22 protein-coding genes are annotated in these 20,245 nt (G+C 67.7%); 10 read left to right on the top strand and 12 right to left on the bottom strand.

Annotated elements, in window-relative coordinates; genetic code table 11:
• Window positions 1-791: 791 nt before the first annotated feature.
• The 8 genes from EJK15_RS55750 (at window position 792) to EJK15_RS55715 (ending at window position 9,444) form a co-directional block, all read left to right on the top strand.
• Complete coding sequence (locus EJK15_RS55750; RefSeq protein ID WP_138718570.1) at window positions 792-3,398, top strand: phage tail protein; 2,607 nt, start codon at window positions 792-794, stop codon at window positions 3,396-3,398.
• 108 nt (window positions 3,399-3,506) lie between these two features.
• Complete coding sequence (locus EJK15_RS55745; RefSeq protein ID WP_138718569.1) at window positions 3,507-3,977, top strand: hypothetical protein; 471 nt, start codon at window positions 3,507-3,509, stop codon at window positions 3,975-3,977.
• Window positions 3,974-6,850 carry a phage tail protein gene (locus tag EJK15_RS55740; RefSeq protein ID WP_138718568.1) on the top strand — a complete coding sequence of 959 codons (2,877 nt, stop codon included), beginning with the start codon at window positions 3,974-3,976 and terminating at the stop codon, window positions 6,848-6,850. The genes EJK15_RS55745 and EJK15_RS55740 overlap by 4 nt, the downstream gene beginning before the upstream one ends.
• A gap of 2 nt (window positions 6,851-6,852) precedes the next feature.
• Window positions 6,853-7,446 carry a hypothetical protein gene (locus tag EJK15_RS55735; protein ID WP_138718567.1) on the top strand — a complete coding sequence of 198 codons (594 nt, stop codon included), beginning with the start codon at window positions 6,853-6,855 and terminating at the stop codon, window positions 7,444-7,446.
• Complete coding sequence (locus EJK15_RS55730; RefSeq protein ID WP_138718566.1) at window positions 7,443-7,784, top strand: hypothetical protein; 342 nt, start codon at window positions 7,443-7,445, stop codon at window positions 7,782-7,784. The genes EJK15_RS55735 and EJK15_RS55730 overlap by 4 nt, the downstream gene beginning before the upstream one ends.
• 29 nt (window positions 7,785-7,813) lie before the next feature.
• Window positions 7,814-8,782: a peptidoglycan recognition protein family protein gene (locus EJK15_RS55725; RefSeq protein ID WP_138718565.1), complete on the top strand. Its 969-nt coding sequence runs from the start codon at window positions 7,814-7,816 to the stop codon at window positions 8,780-8,782.
• A 41-nt stretch (window positions 8,783-8,823) separates the two neighbouring features.
• Window positions 8,824-9,126, top strand: coding sequence for a hypothetical protein (locus EJK15_RS55720; protein ID WP_138718564.1), 303 nt, complete (start codon window positions 8,824-8,826; stop codon window positions 9,124-9,126).
• 60 nt (window positions 9,127-9,186) lie between these two features.
• On the top strand, window positions 9,187-9,444 hold the full coding sequence (locus tag EJK15_RS55715; protein WP_138718563.1) for a holin: 258 nt from the start codon (window positions 9,187-9,189) through the stop codon (window positions 9,442-9,444).
• An 815-nt stretch (window positions 9,445-10,259) separates the two neighbouring features.
• Here the strand turns inward: EJK15_RS55715 and EJK15_RS55710 are convergent.
• The 12 genes from EJK15_RS55710 to EJK15_RS55655 form a co-directional block, all read right to left on the bottom strand.
• Window positions 10,260-11,705 (bottom strand): glycine hydroxymethyltransferase, encoded by a 1,446-nt coding sequence (locus tag EJK15_RS55710; protein WP_138718562.1) that lies wholly within the window; start codon window positions 11,703-11,705, stop codon window positions 10,260-10,262.
• Between the two features lie 99 nt (window positions 11,706-11,804).
• The gene (locus EJK15_RS55705; RefSeq protein ID WP_138718561.1) at window positions 11,805-12,110 is read right to left on the bottom strand and encodes a putative quinol monooxygenase; all 306 of its coding nucleotides are present in this window, start codon (window positions 12,108-12,110) and stop codon (window positions 11,805-11,807) included.
• A 19-nt stretch (window positions 12,111-12,129) separates the two neighbouring features.
• Window positions 12,130-12,972: a phytanoyl-CoA dioxygenase family protein gene (locus EJK15_RS55700; protein WP_138718560.1), complete on the bottom strand. Its 843-nt coding sequence runs from the start codon at window positions 12,970-12,972 to the stop codon at window positions 12,130-12,132.
• Window positions 12,973-12,984: 12 nt separating this feature from the next.
• On the bottom strand, window positions 12,985-13,953 hold the full coding sequence (locus tag EJK15_RS55695; protein ID WP_138718559.1) for a hypothetical protein: 969 nt from the start codon (window positions 13,951-13,953) through the stop codon (window positions 12,985-12,987).
• A 2-nt stretch (window positions 13,954-13,955) separates the two neighbouring features.
• Window positions 13,956-14,768: a class I SAM-dependent DNA methyltransferase gene (locus tag EJK15_RS55690; protein WP_138718558.1), complete on the bottom strand. Its 813-nt coding sequence runs from the start codon at window positions 14,766-14,768 to the stop codon at window positions 13,956-13,958.
• Window positions 14,769-15,094: 326 nt separating this feature from the next.
• The gene (locus EJK15_RS55685) at window positions 15,095-15,742 is read right to left on the bottom strand and encodes a hypothetical protein (protein ID WP_138718557.1); all 648 of its coding nucleotides are present in this window, start codon (window positions 15,740-15,742) and stop codon (window positions 15,095-15,097) included.
• Complete coding sequence (locus EJK15_RS55680) at window positions 15,739-16,134, bottom strand: hypothetical protein (RefSeq protein WP_138718556.1); 396 nt, start codon at window positions 16,132-16,134, stop codon at window positions 15,739-15,741. Before EJK15_RS55680 ends, EJK15_RS55685 begins: the two co-directional genes overlap by 4 nt.
• A complete protein-coding gene (locus tag EJK15_RS55675) occupies window positions 16,131-16,400 on the bottom strand; it encodes a hypothetical protein (protein WP_138718555.1) in 270 nt (89 codons plus the stop codon). The genes EJK15_RS55680 and EJK15_RS55675 overlap by 4 nt, the downstream gene beginning before the upstream one ends.
• A gap of 65 nt (window positions 16,401-16,465) precedes the next feature.
• Window positions 16,466-17,320: a helix-turn-helix domain-containing protein gene (locus tag EJK15_RS55670; protein WP_138718554.1), complete on the bottom strand. Its 855-nt coding sequence runs from the start codon at window positions 17,318-17,320 to the stop codon at window positions 16,466-16,468.
• A gap of 14 nt (window positions 17,321-17,334) precedes the next feature.
• Window positions 17,335-17,838, bottom strand: coding sequence for a DUF6879 family protein (locus EJK15_RS55665; protein WP_138718553.1), 504 nt, complete (start codon window positions 17,836-17,838; stop codon window positions 17,335-17,337).
• Window positions 17,831-18,070 (bottom strand): hypothetical protein, encoded by a 240-nt coding sequence (locus EJK15_RS55660; protein ID WP_138718552.1) that lies wholly within the window; start codon window positions 18,068-18,070, stop codon window positions 17,831-17,833. Before EJK15_RS55660 ends, EJK15_RS55665 begins: the two co-directional genes overlap by 8 nt.
• Window positions 18,071-18,174: 104 nt before the next feature.
• On the bottom strand, window positions 18,175-18,876 hold the full coding sequence (locus EJK15_RS55655) for a GntR family transcriptional regulator (RefSeq protein ID WP_138718551.1): 702 nt from the start codon (window positions 18,874-18,876) through the stop codon (window positions 18,175-18,177).
• A gap of 285 nt (window positions 18,877-19,161) precedes the next feature.
• On the opposite strand from EJK15_RS55655, the gene EJK15_RS55650 reads away from it, so the two are divergent.
• Together EJK15_RS55650 and EJK15_RS55645 are read left to right on the top strand one after the other, a co-directional pair.
• Window positions 19,162-19,527, top strand: coding sequence for a WhiB family transcriptional regulator (locus EJK15_RS55650; RefSeq protein ID WP_171075118.1), 366 nt, complete (start codon window positions 19,162-19,164; stop codon window positions 19,525-19,527).
• On the top strand, window positions 19,524-20,153 hold the full coding sequence (locus tag EJK15_RS55645; protein WP_171075117.1) for a DUF2637 domain-containing protein: 630 nt from the start codon (window positions 19,524-19,526) through the stop codon (window positions 20,151-20,153). Before EJK15_RS55650 ends, EJK15_RS55645 begins: the two co-directional genes overlap by 4 nt.
• Window positions 20,154-20,245: the final 92 nt, after the last annotated feature.

Genomic DNA, 20,245 nt, shown 5'->3' with positions numbered 1-20,245 from the left:
GTTCCGGCGGGAGACGGGAACTACGAGAAGTACGGGAATCTCTGCTTGTTCTCAGAGGCGGGAAGTTCTGGTTCCGGCGGGAGACGGGAACTACGAGAAGTACGGGAATCTCTGCTTGTTCTCAGAGGCGGGAAGTTCTGGTTCCGGCGGGAGACGGGAACTACGAGAAGTACGGGAATCTCTGCTTGTTCTCAGAGATGGGAAGTTCTGGTTCCGGCGGGAGACGAGAAGTTGCTAGACTGCTAGCGAGTTCTGGCGATTGGCCAGAGACGGCCCGTCGAAATGAATCTGGGGTGACCCCGCTCCTGGCCGCCAAACCGTAGAGCGGGGCCCGACGGACCAGCTAGGGCTATGCCTAGCTAGGCCCGATCCCCTTCAGAAGGTCGAGCAGGGCGATCAGGAGTTGGATCATTGCCAACCACTCCTGGTCGTCCGGCTCGCCGGGGCCCACTACTTCCATCCGTTCCTCCATTCGGACCGAGGTGCCTTGGGGGTGGCCGCGGTCCGTTCGGCCGCCCCGCGAGAAACCCACGAGGACTGATCCAGTTGGGTCTCCCGCAGCACGGCCGATCGAAATGTGTGGCGAACGTGAAGCGTGAGCTATGAGCCGTTAGTCTAGCGCGTCTCAAACCCCGGTATGCCATTCTTCGCGGCCGTAGGAAACGGTAGGGAATGGCGCGCACAACTGCGGTATGTGCGCCCTCTGCAGGTCAGCCGTTCGGGCGACACATTTACGACACATTTTTGCCTAGTGGAATGTTTCCAAGCTTGGTCAGCAAGGAGGCGAGCCGGTGTCGTTCGGCCTCCGACTTGTCGCTTTTGCCCCATTCGGCGACCGGCTCGGCGTGCTCCCGCATCCGCTGTCGGTCGAGGTCGGCTGGCCGCTCAACGACGTGCCGTCGCTGAAGCTCAGCTACACCACCACGGCGACAGGCATGGCCCTGCTCGACCAGCCGTGCGAGATCGCCGTCCAGTGGAGCACAGACGGCACCACCTGGACCGAAGCGCCGGACTCGCGGTTCCTGCGTATCAAGCGCCGCGGCGACAGCTCCGACCCGACCGGGCTGGCCCAGTTTGAGCTTCCAGGGTTCGTGTGGATGCTCCGCAAGATCGTGCTCTACCCCGGTGTGGCGCCGCTGATATCTGGTAAGCGCGCTTTCCTATCCGCGACTGCTGGGGCAATCCTGCAGACGTTCATCTCCGAGGCGAAGGCGCGCGGCGCGGTGCCTGGCCTGAACTGGGACTTCACGCCCACCGCCGACAGTGCAGGCGACCCGTGGGACAAGATCCTCACCATCTACTACCAGCCTGGCATGGACGCGCTCACGGCGCTGATCAACCTTGCCGAGCAGGGTGTGTGCGACTTCCGCATGTCCGGCCGCACCGTGCAAGTGTTCAACGCCGACACCGAGCTGTCGCGAGACCTGGCGTCCGGGGCCGCGCCGGTAGACCTGCGGTACGGGCGCGACGTCGCCGAAGCGCCCGACGACGGCACGTTGGAGGACGTGGCGTCGTCGGTGCTGGTCGTCGGCGACAACGGGCTCGTCGAGACGTTCACGAACGCGGCCGCCGTACAGCCGTGGGGGCCGTGGGAGCAGTACGTCGGCGCTGGCGGCGTGTCCGACGAGGGCACCGCGACGTTGCTCGCGGACGCCGCGCTCGAGCACGCGGAGGCCGAGCGGGTGCAGCGGACGCGCGGCATCGTGCTGTACGGTGCTCGCTGGCTGCCGCTCAAGGATTACCGGCCCGGTGACCGGGTGCTCGCGCCCGCAGATGGCGGCGCGCTGGAGTCGCTGCGGATCCGCCAGGTGACGTTGGCCTGCAACAGCACGGGTGTGCTCGGCGGGGCGCTGGTCCTCAACGACCGCTTCTTGGAGGGGGACATCCGGCTGGCCCGCCGCACCGCCGGGATCGTCGGCGGAAGCACGGCCGACGCAGGGTCCGGTGCGCGCCCGGCCCCGCAAGCTCCGGAGCCGCGCACGCCGGCGGCCCCGACCGGGCTGATCGTGAACCCGCAGGCGTACATCGACGAGCACGGCCTGCCGCAGGGACAGGTGACGGTCACGTGGGGCGCGGTCACCCAGGACATCAACGGGGTCGCGCTGAACGTCGGCGGCTACGAGCTGTTCATGCGCATCAACGAGGTCGGTGCGCCGTGGTTCCTGGTCGCGTCCACGGAGCCGACCGACACCACGGCGACGTACTCGCCGCTCGTCATCGGCACCGCGTACGCGTTCAAGGTGCGGGCGGTCAACCTCGGCAAGACAGGGGCGTTCTCCAGCCAGGTGGCGGTGACCATCCCCGACGACACCGACGCGCCGCCCGTGCCGACCGCGCCGCAGTTGTCCACGCGGCTCGGCGTGGTCCGGGTGACGTGGAACGGGCTCGGCGCCGGCTCGGCGCCGATGCCGTCCGACTTTCTGCACGTCCGGGCGTGGATGCAAGACCCGCTCGCGCCCGGCTGGTCGGAGATCGGTGTCCTGGGCGAGGCCGGAGCGATCCTCGTGCCGAACCTGCCGTACGGCGCGGACCGGCAGTTCCGGTTCACGTCCATCGACAGGTCGGGCAACGAGTCGGCCCCGTCCACGTCGGCGACGATCGCCGCGGTGCCGCTCGTCCAGGGCGACGCTGCCTCCGAGTCGATCACGACGGGCGCGCTGGCGGCCAACGCCGTCACCGCCGACAAGCTGGCCGCCGGGTCTGTCGAGGCCGAGCACATCACGGCCGGCGCGGTGGTGGCCGACAAGCTCGCCGCGGTGCTGACGTTGTCCACGCGGGTTGTCGCGGGGAACGCGTCCGGGGCGCGGGTGGAGTTGAACAGCTCGGGCCTGGTGGCGTTCAACGGGAGCGGCCAGCAGACGGTGAGCATCGCCGCGGCGTCGGGCGGGGTGTCCATCGTGGGTCAGCTCGCGTCCGGCGTGACCGGGGCGCGGGTCGTTGTCAACCCGGCTGGCGCGACCAACCCTGAGATTCGCTTCATCCCCGGGAGCGGGACGAACCAGTCGCGTATCTACAGCGACGGCTCTCTGTTCACTGGAGAGGCGACGCTGGTCATGGAGTCAGGCACGAACCAGACGGTCACTGCGAAGTGCCGCCTGACTCACGCGGCCGGCTTCTGGCAGGCGGCGATCCTGAACCCGGCGAACGGTGAGCAGCGCGGCGGCGCGGTGTCGGCGGTGGAGAATCAGGCGTCGATCGGGTGGCTGCACCCGACGCAGCAGGACCAGCTGATGCTGTTCGACCAGACGGGGACGCTGCATAAGGGCACGTGGCAGTACGCCAGTGACTCCGGGCTGATCATGCTGTCGGTGTCGCTGTCGAGGGGCGCCACCTACTACCAGGTGGTGTTGGGCTTCTCCTTCCCGACCGTGCCGAAGGTCACGTTCACGGTCGAGTAGTTCACCACGATGCAGCTGTTCTCCCGGACGAACAGCGACCTGTTCTTCTTCGACCCGGGCGGCGGCACCGTGTCCCGGACATTCCACATTTGGGCCTGGAGGTGAGGTATGCCGGACGGATGGCACGTCTCGGAGGTCACCGACACCGCCGACGAGTCCGGGCAGATCGAGGCGTGGGAGATCACGCTGGCCAGGCCAAGTGACGGGGCCACGGTCGCGGTGTTCCTGCCCAAGGTGGCGATCGAGTCCACCGCCGTGGCGCACGGGCTGACCTCGACGGACGAGGTGATCGAGGTGCTGATGCACCGCGCCGTGCACCCGATCTACGAGCCGAACCTTCCCGAGGTCAACCCGTGGCGGATGACGGGGGACGAGGCCCGCGCGGCCGCGCTGGAGCGGGTCGAGCGGTGCAAACGCGACCATGCGACGGTCGAGACAACCGTGAAGGGTCGTACGGCGGCCGCCCGCGCGGCCGCTGATCCGCTGTCCCCGCTGCGCTCGCACGTGCGGATCGACCCGGTGAACGCCGCGGCCGCCCGGCTTGAGCACCAGCGGGCGTTCCTGCGGGTGGGCACGTGATGCAGGACCTGGTGGTCGAACCCAGCCGCGTCATCGCCGTCCTTCGACGCCGGGTCGAGGAGCTGCTGTACGAGAACGCCGTGCTCTCGGCGGCCGTGGACCAGCAGCGCGACGAGATCAACGAACTGAGGGGGGGGCCAACAGTGCAGGTGATCATTCCGGGTAAGCCCACGAGGTTCGCGCTCCGTCTGGTGGCCTACGCGCCGAACGGTGGCCGGCTGGCCGTGCTGCCGCAGCACAGCGGGTTCGAGATGGCGGCTCCGCTGAACGACGTGCCGGGCCTGACGGTGACGTACCCGGCGGGCGGCCTGTACTCGGAGCTCATTGCCGGGTACTGCGAGGTCGCGGTGGAGTACGCGGTGGACGGCGGCGGCTGGGCTGAGCCGCCGAACGCGCGGTTCCTGCGGATCAAGCGGGGTGGGGAGAGCACGGACAGGGCCGGGGTCAGGTCGTACGACTGCCCCGGCTGGTCGTGGATGCTGCGGAAGGTCGTGCTGTACCCGAACAGCTCATTGGTGGACGGCAAGCGGCAGTTCAGCGCGGTCAGCCCCGGGGCGATCCTTGCGACGTTCATCCAGGAGGGGCAGGCGCGCGGCGCGCTGCCCGGCCTGTTGTTCGACTTCTCCACCACCCACGACAGCGCGGGCGATCCGTGGTCCAAGACGCTGACGTTGGCGATCGAGCCCGGCAAGGACCTGCTCACCGTTCTGATCAACTTGGGCGAGCAGGGTGTCATCGACTGGCGGATGCAGGGCCGTACCTTGCAGGTGTTCAACCCGGACATGGTGCTCGGCGCTGATCGGGCGCCCGGCCCGTCGCCGGTTGACCTGCGTCTTGGCCGCGATATCACCGAGGCGCCGGACATGGGCACGCTGGAGGATGCCGCGTCAGCCATCCTGATCGGCGGCGAGGCCGGCCTGTCGGTGGAGGTGATCAACCCCAGCGCCGTCACACCGTGGGGCAGGTGGGAGACCTACCAATCGCAGGGCGGGGTGACGGACAGCGGCACGGCGACGCTGCTGGGGCAGAACGCGTTGGAGCGGGTTGGGCGTGAGCGGGTGCAGGTCACCCGTGGCCTGATGTTCGACGCAGCGCGGTGGTTGCCGTTCAAGCACTACCAGCCGGGGGACTACCTGCTCGCGCCGGGCGACGGAGGGGAGATGCAGCCGCTTCGGCTGCGACAGATCACCCTGTCCGTGGACAAGGATGGCCAGGTCGGCGGCAACGTCGTGCTCAACGACCGCTTCCTGGAGAGGGAGATCCGCCTGGCCCGGCAGGCCGCCGGGATTCTTGACGGCGGCGTCGGCTCCGGAGGAACCGGAGGAACGCCCGCGCCAGAGCCGGGCGGCCGTGCCCCGGCCAAGCCGCAGGGCCTGATCGTGAACGCGAGCGCGTACATCGACGCGTCCGGTACCGCGCAGGGGCAGATCACCGCCACCTGGACGCCGGTCGCCGCCGACAAGTCAGGGGTCGCGATTGAGGTGGACGCGTACGAGTTGTACGCGCGGGAGAACCACGCGGGCGGCATCTGGCACCAGATCGACGTGGTGGGCGAGACGACCGCGACGTATTCGCCGCTGCGGGTCGGCGTCGAGTATGCGTTCAAGGTGCGCGCTGTGGCCGATGCAGTGCGCGGGGAGTTCTCCGAACAGACGATCGTGCTCGTCCCGGACGACACCATGCCGCCCCCCGTGCCGTCCACGCCGATCGTGACCACTCGACTCGGCATGATCCACGTGTCGTGGGATGGTCTCGGCTCGGCGGGAGAGGTGATGCCGCTCGACTTCGACCGCGTCAAGGTGTGGATGGCCGACCCGCTAGTGCCCGGCAGTGCTCGCGTCGTGGACTCGATGCGCGTCACCGAGACGGTCGTCGTGCCTGACCAGCCCTACAACGCTGATCGGGAATTCTGGCTGACCGCCGTGGACCGGTCGGGCAACGAATCGGGCCAGTCTGGGCACGTCACCGTCGTGACGCAGCCGCTGGTGGACACCGATCTCATCGGGAAGATCATCGACGGCGCGCACATCGTCGATGGGACCGTGAACGCGTCCGATGCTGTGATCGCCAACACCATTACCGGCGCGCTGATCAAGGCTCTCGCGATCGACACTGGCCACTTGCGGGCGAATGCCGTGACCGTGGACAAGCTCGCGGCCGGCTCGGTCACCGCAGGCAAGCTCGAAGCTCTCCTCATTCTGGCCACGCGCATCGTCGCAGGATCGCCGACCGCAGCCAGGGTGGAGCTCAACAGCACCGGGCTGAAGGCGTTCAACGCCGGTGGTCAGGAGACGCTGACGGTCAACGCGTCCACCGGCAACGTGGACATCATGGGCCGCTTCACCTCCGGCGCGTCCGGCAAGCGGCTGGTGATCAACCCCAACTTCGGGGCGGACCCGGAGATTCGCCTGTATGAGGACGACACCAACTACCACGCCATCACCGCCAGCTCATCGAGCGAGTCCGGAATGCGCATCATCAGCATGCGCGACGGCGATGGCCGCTACGGCTACCTGACCTTGAGCCCCACGTCCGCTGGCGTGTGGGGCGTGAGTGGTTCCACGATCGTGTGTGGAGTGCAGGCGCAAGCACCGTCCGGCGTCGTCCGCCTGTACGGAAAACTCGGGAGCGGCCACGCCAATTCGACGTTTGCACGAGGCTCGGTGACCGTCGGCGCCGGCGGCGGCTTCAGCGTCGGATACGGGGTCACGTTCGAGTCGGACATGACCCCCGTCCTGGACTTCTTCGATATCGGTTCGACGGTGTACGCCCATGTTCTCAACGCCAAGGGCCCGTCTGGGTTCGGCTGGCTGCAATCGGCGAACTCTGGTGCGTCCCTGCACGACTGTCATTTCTTCGCCTGGAGGCACTGATCGTGGTTGCGATCGAACGGGCCATTGTGGACGCCAGCACGTGGGTTCATGACGACGGCGTCGAACGGTGGGCGATCATGACTGTCAACCCGGACGGTTCCCTGCACACCTACCTGCTGCCGATGGTGGGGTTCGCCAATCACGCCGCCGAGTACGGCATCGACCCCGCCGACATCGACACGCTGCTGCGGCTGTGCATGCTCCAATTGCACATCCCTACCGGGAAACGGCTGGCCGAGATGGACGCGGCCATCGCTCAGACCCGCCAGTCGCAAGGTATGTCCGCGCTCGTACGCACTGCGGCGGCCGTGCCGGTGACGCTGTTCACGGCTGCCTCGACCACGCAGGCCCGCCAGGCGCATTCCGCCCGGCTGGACTACGTCGAGCAAAACCTGGTGCGGATCGTCCAGCCAATGCCGGGCGTACGGCGCAAGGTGCCCACGGTGTCGCTGGCCGGCGACACCGTGGAGCCGCTGGTGGAAGAGGTAGATGCGGCGGCGCGGCTGAACGCCCTGAAGAAGGGGTTCCAGCCGGATCTGGACGCCTACGAGGCGCGCCGGGTCGCGCTCACCGAGCGACTGGGTCGGCCGCTGTGACCAGTGAGGATGGGTCGAACCTGGCACTCGCATTGGAGACGCTGCGCCGCCTCGTCGAGGTCGGGTTCGAGAAGACCAACGGCTCCACGGCGTTGATCCTTCAAAGGCTCGATCAAGTCGATGATCGGCACGCCCAGCTGGCGCAGCGAGTCGAGCAGGACCGTGCGGCCGCCGATGTCCGGTATGCGGCGATGGAGGCACGGCTGGACGCCGTTGAGCGGGAGGCGGTGACGCGCACGCAGCTCGCCGACCGGACCAAGCAGATCATCGCCGTCGTCGGCTTGCTGGTGACGGTGGCGGGCGCGGTGATCGCGCTGATTCAGCTCACCCGGGGCTGACCCATCGACGACCAAGGGGGACAACTGACATGCCGTGGCTGACGCAACTCGCCGACGTCGCCCGCAAGACGGGCTTCCCGGTGACGGAGGTGGGCGGGTGGAAGTCCCGCGGGCACGGGCCGCAGCCCTCTGTGGAGGGCGTGGTGTGTCACCACACCGCCGGGTGGCGTGACCGGCACGTCGTGGTGAACGGCCGGCCGGGGCTCGACGGGCCGCTGTCGCACTTCTGGTTGGAGCACACGGGCCGGATCTGGGTCGTCGCCGCTGGGCGGTGCTGGCACAACGCGCCGAGCACCAGTTCGCACCACATGAACAGCACGTCGATCGGCATCGAGGCCGAGAACGACGGCCGGACGCCGTGGCCGCAGGTGCAGCTCGACGCGTACCACGCGCTGTGCGCGGAGCTGTGCCGAGAGTTCGGTCTGCCCGCGTCGCGGGTGATGGGCCACAAGGAGGTCAACACGCAGAAGGTTGACCCGCACAGCCTCAACATGTCCACGTTCCGGGCGCGCGTCGCTGCGCTGATCAAGAGCCCTGGAGCGCCCATCAAGCAGCAGGAGGAAGACGTGCCCGAGGTCATCTCTCTTGGCGCCGGTGAGGACCAGGACGTCGCGGCCGGCGGCGAGCTGGCGGTGCGCTGGCACACCGAGTGGACCGACGACCCGCCCGCACACGGCGAGGACGGTGTGGCGGTCCTCGCCAAGGACTCGCGCTGGTGCATCGTGGACGGCCTGGTGAAGGTCCGCGGCCTGCCGCCGGGTGCGGAGGTGGACATCGCCTGGTCGCGTTACAGCCGCGACGGCAAGACGTTCGTGGACGACGCCTGGCGGCTGACGGCCCGCGCGGACGTTAACGGCCGGGTCGAGGAGTCCGTGGGCGGCCAGTTCTCGCTGGACAGCAAGAGCCAGCTCCGCCTGCGGGTGCTCAACCCGAACAAGTCTGCCGCGGCGGTCGTCGAGAAGGTCTCGATGGCCAAGATCAGCATGTTTTCCCGCTGATAGCTATTCCGCTTTCGGCACTGAGCTTCTAAGGAGGACCCATGTTCACCCCCACCGAGACGACCCCGGCGCCGACGATCGGCCGGATCGTCCACTACAAGCTGTCGGGCCATGACGTGTCGATGATCGACCTGCACAACATGCAGTCGTACGGCGGTCAGGGGATCGTCCGTTCCCCCGTCAAGCTCGGCGACGTCTACCCGGCGATGGTGGTCCGCACGTTCGAGGGCGCCGAGAAGACCGTGAACCTCCAGGTGTTCCTGGACGGCAACACGAGCTACTGGGCGACGTCGCGGTCCGAGGGCCCGGACCACGGCCAGTGGTCGTGGCCGCCCCGCGCCTGATCTTCAACCCTTTCCCCAGATCCCCCGCCGTGGTGGCGGGCTGTCCCGAAGGAGGGGCATATGCATAGTGAGCCCGTAAGCTACTCGAAGCCGCCCGTCGAGGCCAAGGTCAAGGCGATGACCCTGGTCTCCTATCTGGCCGGTGTCGCCGGTATGGCGGTGCTGCAGGCGGTCGCCGACGACCCGTCGATGATCGCTTTCCTGCCCGACTGGGTGGAGGCGATCAGCCTGCCGCTGCTGCCGACCGCGCTGGCGGCCGTGGCCGGCTTCAAGGTTCGGCACACCCCGCGGCCGGACCTGCCTGACTCGCAGCGGTAAGCCGTCAATCGAAACGGGTACGCCCCGCTTCTCCCTTGTGGAGGAGCGGGGCGCTTTTCGTGTTTGCGCAGCTAGTCCTGACCATGTTTGACCGGTGGCCCGGAGGCAAGGTGGCGCAACCGGTCAAGGTCCGCAACCTCACGGACCAAGAAGGACAGAAACTGCAGGAGAGGTCACTCGCCCCTCCACGCCGTACATTGGTTGTTCCCCCCTGAAGGCCGCCAACAGTACCTGACATCGGTGGGGTTGGCCCTTAGGGAGTGGGGGTAACACAAGCCGCTGATCGTGGGCGCATCGTAACGGATGATAGTGCCGCCGCTGTACCTAACCGAGCCCCAGACGTCTGAATCGGGCCAGCTTCCGAGCACCCTGCAGACAGTCAGGGTCGTGTGGTTGGAGTTGATGTCTGCGAAGCCCATCTCGTTTCCCACTCTAAACGAGTGTGCTTCTGCAGGTGCGGTCATAGCTATGGCCGTCGCGGCGGTAGCGATGGCCACTTGCCCAATCCGCATGATTTTCGTTCGCATGGTCGTCTCCCTCTTCCGATCTCACAGCGCAGACTCATGTCCGGCCTCTGTTGACCCGAAAGCCGGGCTGACTTAAGTTTCGCCTCCGGTAAGGACCCGGACCAGGGCAGCAACCGGGCATCTACCGGACATTGGAACCGCACCCGCTTTCGTGGAGGCCGTGGTGCGGAGAGTGGGCGGGCATGTCGCCGCCACCACGCCACTGTGGTGGCGGCGTGGTGGGCGTGGACGGTCGATACGTGGGAGCCCGGTCGCTCCTGGCCGGATGCCGCTCCTCAACCGCCTGGATCATCCCAGGTGGATCGCCGGGTAGAGCGGATACCCGGTCATCAGGTCGGCTGCCTCCTCGCTGACCTGGTCGCGGACCTTGGCGTCCAAGGTGTATTTGGCCGGCGAGGCTTTGCCGTCAGGCGTGGTGGCGGGCTGGGTGCTGGCCAGCACCGTGTGGATCAGGTGGGCGATGCGGTCCATGTCGGCCTGGTTGAGGCCTCGGGTGGTCAGGGCGGGAGTGCCGAGACGGATGCCGGAGGTGTACCAGGCGCCGGCGGGGTCGCGCGGGATGGCGTTGCGGTTGGTGACCACGCCCGCGTCGAGCAGGGCGGCTTCGGCTTGCCGTCCGGTCAGCCCGAATGTGGAGACGTCGAGCAGGACGAGGTGGTTGTCGGTGCCGCCGGTGACCAGGGTGACGTCCCGTCGTCGCAGGCCCTCGGCGAGCGCCTGGGCGTTGGCGACGACGGCTTCGGCGTAGCTGGCGAAGTCGGGCGTGCGGGCTTCGGCCAGGGCTACCGCCTTGGCGGCCATGACGTGCGGGAGCGGACCGCCGAGCACCATCGGGCAGCCGCGATCGACTTGGTCGGCCAGTTCAGGCTGGCATAGGACCATTCCGCCGCGTGGGCCGCGGAGGGTTTTGTGGGTCGTGGTCGTGACGATGTGGGCGTGCGGGACAGGGTCGAGGTCGCCGGTGAAGACCTTCCCGGCGACCAGGCCGGCGAAGTGGGCCATGTCCACCATGAGGGTGGCTCCGACCTCGTCGGCGATTTCCCGCATGATCCGGAAGTTGATTTTCCTGGGGTAGGCGGAGTAGCCCGCGATGAGGATGAGCGGCCGGAACTCGCGGGCCTTGGCGCGGACCTGGTCATAGTCGAGCAGGCCGGTGGCCGGGTCGGTTCCGTAGCTGGTCTGGTGGAACATCTTGCCGGAGATGTTGGGTCGGAAGCCGTGGGTCAGGTGGCCTCCGGCGTCGAGGCTCATGCCGAGCATCCGCTGATTGCCCAGGTCGCGGCGCAGTGCTTCCCAGTCGCTGTCGGACAAGTCGTTGACGTGACGGGCTTGCGCACGGGCCAGGACCGGGGCCTCCACCCGTTGGGCGAGCACCGCCCAGAACGCCACGAGGTTGGCGTCGATGCCGGAATGCGGCTGCACGTAGGCGTGGGCCGCGCCGAACAGGGCCGTGGCGTGCTCGGCGGCAACGCGCTCGACGGTGTCGACGTTGCGGCATCCCGCGTAGAAGCGGCGGCCGATGGTGCCTTCGGCGTACTTGTCGCTCAGCCAGTTCCCCATCGCGGCCAGCACGGCGGGCGAGGCGTAGTTCTCGCTGGCGATCAGCTTGAGGCTTTCACGCTGGTCCTGGAGTTCTTGCCGGATCGCTTCGGCGACGCGCGGTTCGACTTTCGTGATGAGGTCCAGCGCGGCGGTGAAGGCCAGCGAGTCGGCGGGCTCAGCAGGCAGGGCCATGATCGTGTCTCCGAGGTATGGACGAGGAACAGCAGCACGCTAGGCCGCAAGGCTTTCACACTCCGTGCTCAATGTGCTGCCAGGCGGGCGGGTTGGCGGTCATGCCGGCCACGGCTCACTATCCGACACGACGAACTTCCTTCCCTCGGGCCCGGCGCTCAGCAGCGTGGGGAACGCCTCCATCACCGCATCAAGCTGCGGCAGCTGGCCCTGGCGGTCCACAGCCTCCTCATCGGCGTAGACCTCGATCGACACGAACCGGCGCGGATCGCCGGGATCTTGCAGGATGTCGAAGTTGATGACCCCTGGGACTCGACGGCTGGCGTCGGCCAACTCGGCGAACATGCGGTGAGCGCGATCCAGATGGCCCGGGTCAACAGTGACGGCCACGCGGTAAAGGATCATCTGTCCTCCTGTGGCGTGGTCAATAGCGGGCGCTGTTGGGATTGAGCCCGCCGTGGCCGAGCAGTTCCAGCAACGGCTCGTCCTTGCGCGATAGTGCCTGTTCGAGCAGTTGCTGATAGGCGGCTGAGGGGAGGCTGGGCTCGAAGTTGAACTTCGGCATGAAGATCGACGACAGTTGCAGGGTGAGCAGGCGGCGTGTGATCCGCTCGCTGTGGTTGGCGCCGCCACGGTGCCACAGGGCGGCGTTCATCAGCACGACCTGGCCAGGCTGAACCTGGATCATGACCTGGTCGTCGAGGGGGTCATCGGTGGCCGGCGGCTGGTCGGGACGGTGGTGGCTGCCCGGCACCACCAGGAGCGGCCCGGTCTCCTCGTCCGCCGCGTCGAGGTAGATCAGGCAGGTGATCACGGTCGGCGCGGATGCCAGCCGCGACGGTGGTGAGGTGTGGGGCCGATAGTCGGTGTGCCACACGGTTCCGTCTCCGGTGCGCGGGCGGGTGACGCGCAGGTTAGTGTTGCGCAACACGATCCGGGGGCCGAGCAGGCAGCGGACGGTGTCGGCCAGGCCGAAGGACTGCAGCGGGATCATGGCGATCCGCGGGTCCTGCTTGTGCGGGTCCCGGACGTACTGGCCGGAGAACTCCTGGTCGTAGGTTTTGTCCTCGGCGGAGGGGAAGTGTTCGGCCACTTGCTTGTCGATCGCTTCACGCAGCAGGTCGATCATGCCGTCGGGCATGCGGTTGCCGGGGACGACGACACCTTCGTGGACGAACGTGTCTTCTTCCTGCTGGGTGAGCATGGTGGTACAGGCGCGTTCGCGGATCACGACGTCGGCGTTGTGGATGACGAAGTCGATGGTCATGGCCTTCACCTGTCAGTGGGGGACGTGGGGGCTTTGCAGCAGGCAGGTGCGCTGCTGGATGTGGTCCGGGAAGGTGTGCGTCTTGAACTCGAACAGCGACCTGGTTTCCGAGCCGCCGAGGTTCAGCGCCGAGGCGCCGACGCGGCGCTGCTGAAGGTAGATCAGCCACAGGAAGTACGTGACCAGCCGGGGTTCGCTACGGGCGGCCAGGTAGTAGCCGTGGGCAACGCCGGTGATGTCGGCGGTGATCGCGAAGGCAGCGAGCCGGTCTCGGCGGGTCAGATAGTGGTAGGTGAGCCGATCGTGGTGGTGGGACGCCAGACTGGCCGTGACGGCGTCGTTGAACCCGAGCTCGTGCTGATCGTAGTCGTCGGCTCGCGCGGCCTCAGCGTGAATGAGCGTGGTCTCGCCGATACCGAGCGGTGTGGGCCGGGCGGTGTATTGGTAGCGGGAGGCGTGCCGGAACACAGCCTCCCGCAGCGGCTTGTACTTGCGGCCGCCGGGCATTTCGACAGCGGGAGCGGTGACGATCACTTCGGGGTGCGTTTCGTCGTCGGCCGGCGCGTCGGCATGCCATGGACTGCTCATCTGCGTCCACCCCTGGTCGCGGAGAAGGCCGGCGACGGCTGGCGAGCAGTATCGGACGACCAGAGGTGGCCCCGCCAGGTCGGTGACCGCTTGGGCGGCCGCGTCGAGGAGTCGCATCACAGCTTCAAGGGGGCCGACTGGGCGGATGGCGATCAGCCGTCCCACGTCGTCACGCCAGGCCAAGCCCATCGCGGCGTTGTCGCGGCTCACGATGTGCCCGCGGCCACGGGCGCGCAGCCAGTAGAACAGGCTGTGGCTGCCGTGCACATCGGCACCGGCCTGCAGATACGTGGGCAGCAGGTCTACACGGTTGAGGGTCGCCAGGGTGATGGGGCGTACGTCCGCGCCGAAGCGGTGGCGCAACCCGCGCGACACAGCGGCCAGGTGCGACATATCTACCTCGCCTTCTTCCGCAGCGTCCACACGTGGGTGAACGCGGAGGGGCTGTAGTGGTCGCGCTCCAGGTCGCGGACCCGTTCCACATGCATGCCTGCCGCGGCGGCCAGCTCCTGTAGTTGGTCGGCGTCCACCGCGTACTGGATGTGGGTCTCTCTCCAGCAGATCCCGCCGGCGGCATCTCTGCGTTCGACGACACTGACGCACCGGTCCTTCGCGGGTTCGTAGCGGTGACGCCAGAGCGCGGTGCCGTCCCCGAGTTCCTGCACGTCGCTGTAGTCGCGCCAGTGGCGGCGCAGCAGGTGAGGAGAGGACAAGTCGGCGATCAGCCAGCCGCCCGGTCTGAGGCAGCGCCCGACCTCGCGCAGGCATCGGCCCAACACGGGGATGGGCAGGTAGTTGAGGGTGTCGAAGCCGGACAGCATCAGGTCGGCCGACTCCTCGCCCAGCGGCAGGGCGTCGATGGAGGCGAGCAGCGTGTGCTCGTAGGCGCTGGTGGCCAGGGCGAGCATCGCCGGCGACCGGTCCACGCCGATGCGTGTGAGCGACGGCAGGTAGGTGGCGAGCAGCCGTCCGCCGATGCCGGTCCCGGCTCCGAGATCGACGACCACCGCGGACCGGCGCGGCCGGGTCCGCGTGGCTTCGGGTAGGACGCCGACGCGCCAGGTTTGTTCAGCCAAGTCGCCGAGCAGCGTGTGGTAGTCGTCGGCCATCCCGCTGTAGGGCTCGGCTGCGCTCGTGGTGACGCCTGTGTCGGGCGTGTCATTGCGACGGCGTTCGTGGTGGAACGCCGAAGTCCCTTCTTCGATCACTTCAGTCTCCGGTTGGACGTTCAGGGCCGGGCTCTCCCCGGCGGTGACGCTTTCGGCGGAGGCGTGGCAGGGCTCGACAGCAGCGCCGGATCAGCCGCCCTAACCGCTTCCAGACCCGGCGTAGTTCGGCGTTCTCGAGGGCCGGGAGCGGCCCGTAGAAGCCTCCCATCGGGCGGGGGAGTTGCGGTGGCCCCGCCCGTGCGTCCGGGCTACCACCCCCGGGGGCGGTGCCACCATCCCTGGCAAAGAGGCGATCTCTCCAGGGGGCTTGCGGGCCCTGCTCCCTGCCGCATGCCTGCCATGAACCAGCAGCGGGAGCAGGGTGTCTAAGGGGATATAGGTCGCATGCCGTGCAGCTCGACCACCTGGCAGAGGGCGAGCGCGAACGGGTGGTGCGTGTAGTCGTCCCAGGCGACGAACACCATGTGCGCGGTGGGCTCGATGGCGCGTACCAGGCCGGGCCGGTACATGTCGGCCAGCACGCCTGCGCTGGTTCTCCCGGCGACGGTATAGAGGGTGAAATCCTCCTGGAGCATGGGGCATTCCTCAAGCGCCTTGGGGATGCAGTTCCAGCAGGTCGGCGGTGCGTTGGTGCGGCCGCTGCTCGGGCTGGTCTGCTCGAACACGGTCTTGGTGAGCGCCCACGGGATCACGCCCGTCTCCGGGTCGGTCGCAGGTTCGCCGCAGATTTGGCACAGCAGCTTGTCCATGCATCGCCACTGCCGCCGGGGGTGGAGCTTGCGCATCCGCTCGGGGCCACGCTTGTCCGGCCGGTCACGAAGATCACGGACCCGTCCGCGCAGGATCTCGACGGAAGACCGGCCCGGCACGGCCGGGCCGGTCACCCAGTCGCCGGCCTTTGGCTGCAGGTACGACAGCTTCATCCGGCCGCGGTACGGCACGAACCCGATCGGATCCATCACCAGCTCGTTGGCGAAGGCGATCGTGTAGGGGATGGTTTTGTAGCCGGTCACAGCTGTGCTCCTGCGTCCGTGAGGTACATCGCCAGGTTCAGCAGTCCGGCGTTCTCGTTCGACAACGGCGGCTGACTGGCGGGCCATTCGTCGCGCCGGGCGAACCACAGAGGCACGGATCGGAAGGTGTGCTTGGTCCCGAGCCGCCACACTGTCCAGCCGGGATGTGCACCCATCAGCAGGGTGCACATCGCCTGCGCGTTGACCGGGTCGTCGTAGTAGGCGATGACATAGTCAGGTGCCAGAGGTGCGGCGGCACGACCTGGGGTGCCTGCGGAAGGCAAGTCGTGCCGCCGCTGCCGCGCCGCCCCTCCAGCGCGCGGCTGCACGTTGGCGGACTCCAGGGACGGAATGTCGCTGGCGTGCTTGTCTGGAGTGGCTGGGCGGCTCATGAGGAGCGCCGCCAGGCGTGGAGGAGGCGGACCTGCGGGGCTTCAACACCTTCGAGGGCGTCGAAGCTCGCTGCGGTGATGACGTCGCCGCTGGCCTTGTGAACGGCCGTCCAGGTGCCGTCCGGCAGGTTCGTGACGTCGCGGAACTCAGGTATCTCTGGTGGACCGGTCTGCCGACGCCGCGTCACGGCAACGCCGCCAGCAGACCTGCTCGTGGCGCCCGTGAGGGTGGGCGAAATGGGGGATGCGGACCCGTGACTGTCCATGTCCACGACGGTAGGAGCGCGGGAATCGGCGTCTCAACGAGTCTGCACGAGTCTGCACGCGAGTTTCACGGCATCGCGGCTATGGCCTTCGCGATGAGGACCCGCGCCTTGTCTCCGTGTGCGGCGACGGCGGCCAACTCGGCGAAGTAGCGCACGTACAGCTCGATCTCGCGAGGTGCGGTGATGGTGACGGCGGCTGAAAGGAGCTCGACGAACACGCGCGACTCGTCATAGATCGAGAACGTCTCTTTGCTGGCCAGTGGGCGGCGCGCGGCCATGGGCACGATGCCGAAGGAAAGGTTGGCCTGCTGCATGCCTGTGAGGAGATGGAGGAGCTGTTCCCGCATCACGTCGTCGTCGCCGACCCGGCTGTAGAGAACCGACTCTTCGACGAGCATGGCGCACCGGCGGTGGCTCCCGGGCCCCAGGTAGCGCTCCTGTCGTGCGATTCGCGCCTGTACTCCCTCGTCGATGTCGGTGGCGCCGGTCCTGCGGAACTCCGTGCCGCTGGAGATGAGCGCTCGCATGTAGCCGGGCGTCTGCACGGGCCAGGGGATGACGGTGGAGCAGTAGAAGCGGAAGAGGGTGGTCTCCTCGTACAGGGCAAGTCGTAGCTCTTGGAGGCGCTTCACGCTGCGGTTGACCCTGCGCCACTCGACGTAGGCGTTTTCGGCGTTGCGGCTGGCCGCGATGAGGTTGGGGATCTCCTCCGGGACGCCGCAGACGGTGCACCAGGTGCGAATGTCGGCGTCGGAGGGCTGCGTGCGGGCGTGGATGAGGCGTGAGCACTTGGTTTCGTCCCAGCCGGCCCGCCTGGCGAGTTCCCGATTGTTCAGCCCCGCGTCGCGCATGATCTCGCGAAGCCGGTCGGCGATGGCCTGGCGGGCTTGCTGGACGCTGGATGACTGCGACTTCGACACGTGCTGGTGAGGGTCTAGTCGGGCCGGTACACCTGGTGATCGAGGGCCCGTTCCCAGACAGCCTCGAACGCCGACGAGCACAGCTCAATCACGGCCGGGTCGTCGGACAGCTCGTTCCCGGCTTTCTCGCCGTTGCCGTCCTGGAAGGCGAACCGGACGAGGGCGCCGTCGAACTGCCAGAAGTCGCAGCCTGGTAGGGCGAGGTCGCGCGCCTGCGGCCGAGGCAGCCAGCGGACCTGTTCGCCGGCCACGAGGTTGGCGGCGGGCGTGATGCCGTGCTCGTATCGGATGTAGTCGCTGACCGGCTCGGAGATGATCCGGGCGCGGCGGAACGACACGCCGCGGGCGACGTGTCCGGATACGAGCTGGACCCACGGTTTGAGGTAGTCGTAGCGGGCGATGTCCTCGATGGGCACACCGTTGCGCCACGCCTGGTAGCCGGGGCTGCTGACTCCGTAGGTGTCGCGCATCTCCAGGTGCGTCACCGAGTGCTGAGTCTTCGCGAACAGCTCAGCCAAAGTTGGGATTGTGGCCACCCAGCGCCTCCCATATAGCCCGGCGCAGCTCCTTCGGGATCAGGAACGCCTGCTCCGTCTTGTAGATGCGGCTGTGCTGCTCGATCTGGGCGATTACGTCCGGGTCGTCGATGGGGTAGCCGACGAACACGAGGTTCTGGGTGTCCTCATCCACCGAGACCGAAGGGCACTCGTCCTGCTCACTGCCGCCCTTGCCGTAGAACCGTAGCTTCACGCTGGCCTCCATGTTAGGGGGTTTGCACGACCTTGGACGGTAATCCAAGAGCCTGAACGCAGAGTGCCAGGGAGTCAAGCGCATCTCCCAGGGCTGGGCGGAGCTCACGGTGACGTCAGCGGCAGTCGCCCATCGGCGATGTGGACTCGCTGCGGGTTGACGGTGCGGTGCAGCAGGTGGAGCGGCTGGCCTGTGTCGTCGTAGGTGATGCGGGTGATGTCCAGCAGGGGACTGCCCCGACTGACCTTGAGTTTCGCCGACTCCTCCCGGCTGGCCGGGCGGATGCGGGTGCGCACGTCCACGACGCCGGACGACCGTTCGACGTCGAAAGCGGCGGCGTCGTGTAGCTCTTTGGATACGTACGTCTGGTCGAGGCATACGAGCTGGCCACCGATGTCGCCGTGGAGTTCCCAGGTCACGAGGGGGGAACCGGGCTCGAGACGGAGGCCTTGGGCGACCTCCTCTGGCGCGGTCTCCTCGCGCGGAGCGTGTGACGTCAGGTGGCCCGGGCTTCCGGCGCGGCGGCACGCGGCCGCCCATGTGGTGGGCTCGTCGCGCCGCTCGATGGCCATGGGGATGTCGATGGCGACGGCCGGCGCTTGGACGATCATGCCCTTGTTGGCCTCGCGCCAGATCAGCCCTTCCGACTTGAGTTCCCGCATGGCGCGGGTGATGACGTGCGCGCCGACGCCGTATGTCTCTTTCAGCACGTCGGTATGGGGGAGTGGTTGGCCCGCCGGATAGGTGCCGTCGAGGATCTTGGTCCGGAGGTCGGCTAGGACCTCTGGATACCGTACGACGGGCACGGGCGGGTCCTCCTCCGTTAAGGCTGTTCGGGCTGGCGTTGATCGTAGTACGGGCTGCGTCCGGGCGTCTCACCTGCGGGCTTGACAGTTGATCGTCGGTGGTGCAGCATGGCTAGTGCAACGCTGTTTACTCGTAAACATAGAGTAGCAGAGTGCGAAAATCGGCGGCTCTCCGCTCCACCGGAAAACCGCCCACAAGGCCCCGCGGGCCCCGCCCAGGACTCCACTCCCAGGCGAGGCCCTGAAACACCGAGTCTCACCCCTCGCGAAAGGACCCGAGACCCGATGTCCAGCCACATCGTGGCATCAAGCCGCCACACTGTCACATCCGACCCCGCCCGCCAGGCCGCCCAGCGGCTGCGCGAGCTCGACGAACTCCTCCTCACCCCCAAGGCGCTGTGCCGCAAGCCGTGCACCGACCCCGACGACTGGTTCCCCATCGTCGAGGACCCCACCAAGTACGACGACGCGTACGAGGCCGCGACCAAGCTCTGCCGCGGCTGCCCCTTCAGCGGGCTGGCCGGCGAGTGCGTCGAGCGGGCGCGGCTCCAGCCGTACGACCCGATCGGCGTCATCGGCGGCACCGACCCCAAGCTGCGCCGCCAGCTCGGCATCGGCGCGGACATCCAGAGCTACGGGGTGGCGGCGTGACCACGCCCCGCACGCTCACGCAGGCCGAGCACAACGCCATCAACGCCGTCACCATCGCGGTCGGCGTCCTCGGCGTGATCGGCTTCGTCAACTCCTTCAAGAAGGTCATGGACGCCGCGGCGCCCACCTTCGGAGCGCTGGCGTCCACCGTCCCGCTCGGGATCGACCTCGGCATCCTCGCGTTCTCCGCGCTGGACATCGTGCTGGCCCGGCTGGAGATGCGGATCGTGTGGCTGCGGCTCATCCCGTGGGCGCTGACGGGCGCGACGGTCTACCTGAACATCGCCGACGAGGAGACCCTGTTCAGTGTCGTGGCCCACGCCACGTTGCCGCTGCTGTGGGTCGTCGCGGTCGAGGTCGGCGCGCACGTTGTCCGTAAGCGGGCCAGGCTGTCGAACCCGACCCGCATGGACAAGATCCGCGTCTCCCGCTGGATCCTCGCGCCGATGCGCACGTTCGGCCTGTGGCGGCGGATGGTGCTGTGGGAGATCCGCTCTTACCCCGCCGCGCTGGGTCGTGAGCGTGACCGCGTGCTCGCCAAGACGGACCTGCAGGACCAGCACGGCCGGCTGTGGCGGTGGAAGGCGACGCTGAGCTTCCCCCTGTTCTCCGGACACTTGACCTGAGGTCACCCTTGATCATCAGGAAGGATGTCCTTCATGCCCGCACCACACCCGCCAGAGTTCCGGCGTCGCGCGGTCGAGCTCGCGCGCCAAGG

The sequence above is a fragment of the Nonomuraea basaltis genome, assembly GCF_005893125.1.
Lineage (GTDB): Bacteria > Actinomycetota > Actinomycetes > Streptosporangiales > Streptosporangiaceae > Nonomuraea > Nonomuraea basaltis.
Note: the sequence above shows the minus strand (reverse complement) of the source record. Positions and strands in the feature narration are given on the sequence as shown.

What these genes read in the sequence shown, in the direction of transcription:
- EJK15_RS55720 (WP_138718564.1), top strand. Translation starts at nt 8,824, where the DNA reads ATGTTCACCCCCACCGAGACGACCCCGGCGCCGACGATCGGCCGGATC.
- EJK15_RS55725 (WP_138718565.1), top strand. Translation starts at nt 7,814, where the DNA reads ATGCCGTGGCTGACGCAACTCGCCGACGTCGCCCGCAAGACGGGCTTC.
- EJK15_RS55715 (WP_138718563.1), top strand. Translation starts at nt 9,187, where the DNA reads ATGCATAGTGAGCCCGTAAGCTACTCGAAGCCGCCCGTCGAGGCCAAG.
- EJK15_RS55680 (WP_138718556.1), bottom strand. Translation starts at nt 16,134, where the DNA reads ATGAGCCGCCCAGCCACTCCAGACAAGCACGCCAGCGACATTCCGTCC.
- EJK15_RS55675 (WP_138718555.1), bottom strand. Translation starts at nt 16,400, where the DNA reads ATGGACAGTCACGGGTCCGCATCCCCCATTTCGCCCACCCTCACGGGC.
- EJK15_RS55745 (WP_138718569.1), top strand. Translation starts at nt 3,507, where the DNA reads ATGCCGGACGGATGGCACGTCTCGGAGGTCACCGACACCGCCGACGAG.
- EJK15_RS55695 (WP_138718559.1), bottom strand. Translation starts at nt 13,953, where the DNA reads ATGTCGCACCTGGCCGCTGTGTCGCGCGGGTTGCGCCACCGCTTCGGC.
- EJK15_RS55710 (WP_138718562.1), bottom strand. Translation starts at nt 11,705, where the DNA reads ATGGCCCTGCCTGCTGAGCCCGCCGACTCGCTGGCCTTCACCGCCGCG.
- EJK15_RS55700 (WP_138718560.1), bottom strand. Translation starts at nt 12,972, where the DNA reads ATGACCATCGACTTCGTCATCCACAACGCCGACGTCGTGATCCGCGAA.
- EJK15_RS55705 (WP_138718561.1), bottom strand. Translation starts at nt 12,110, where the DNA reads ATGATCCTTTACCGCGTGGCCGTCACTGTTGACCCGGGCCATCTGGAT.
- EJK15_RS55650 (WP_171075118.1), top strand. Translation starts at nt 19,162, where the DNA reads ATGTCCAGCCACATCGTGGCATCAAGCCGCCACACTGTCACATCCGAC.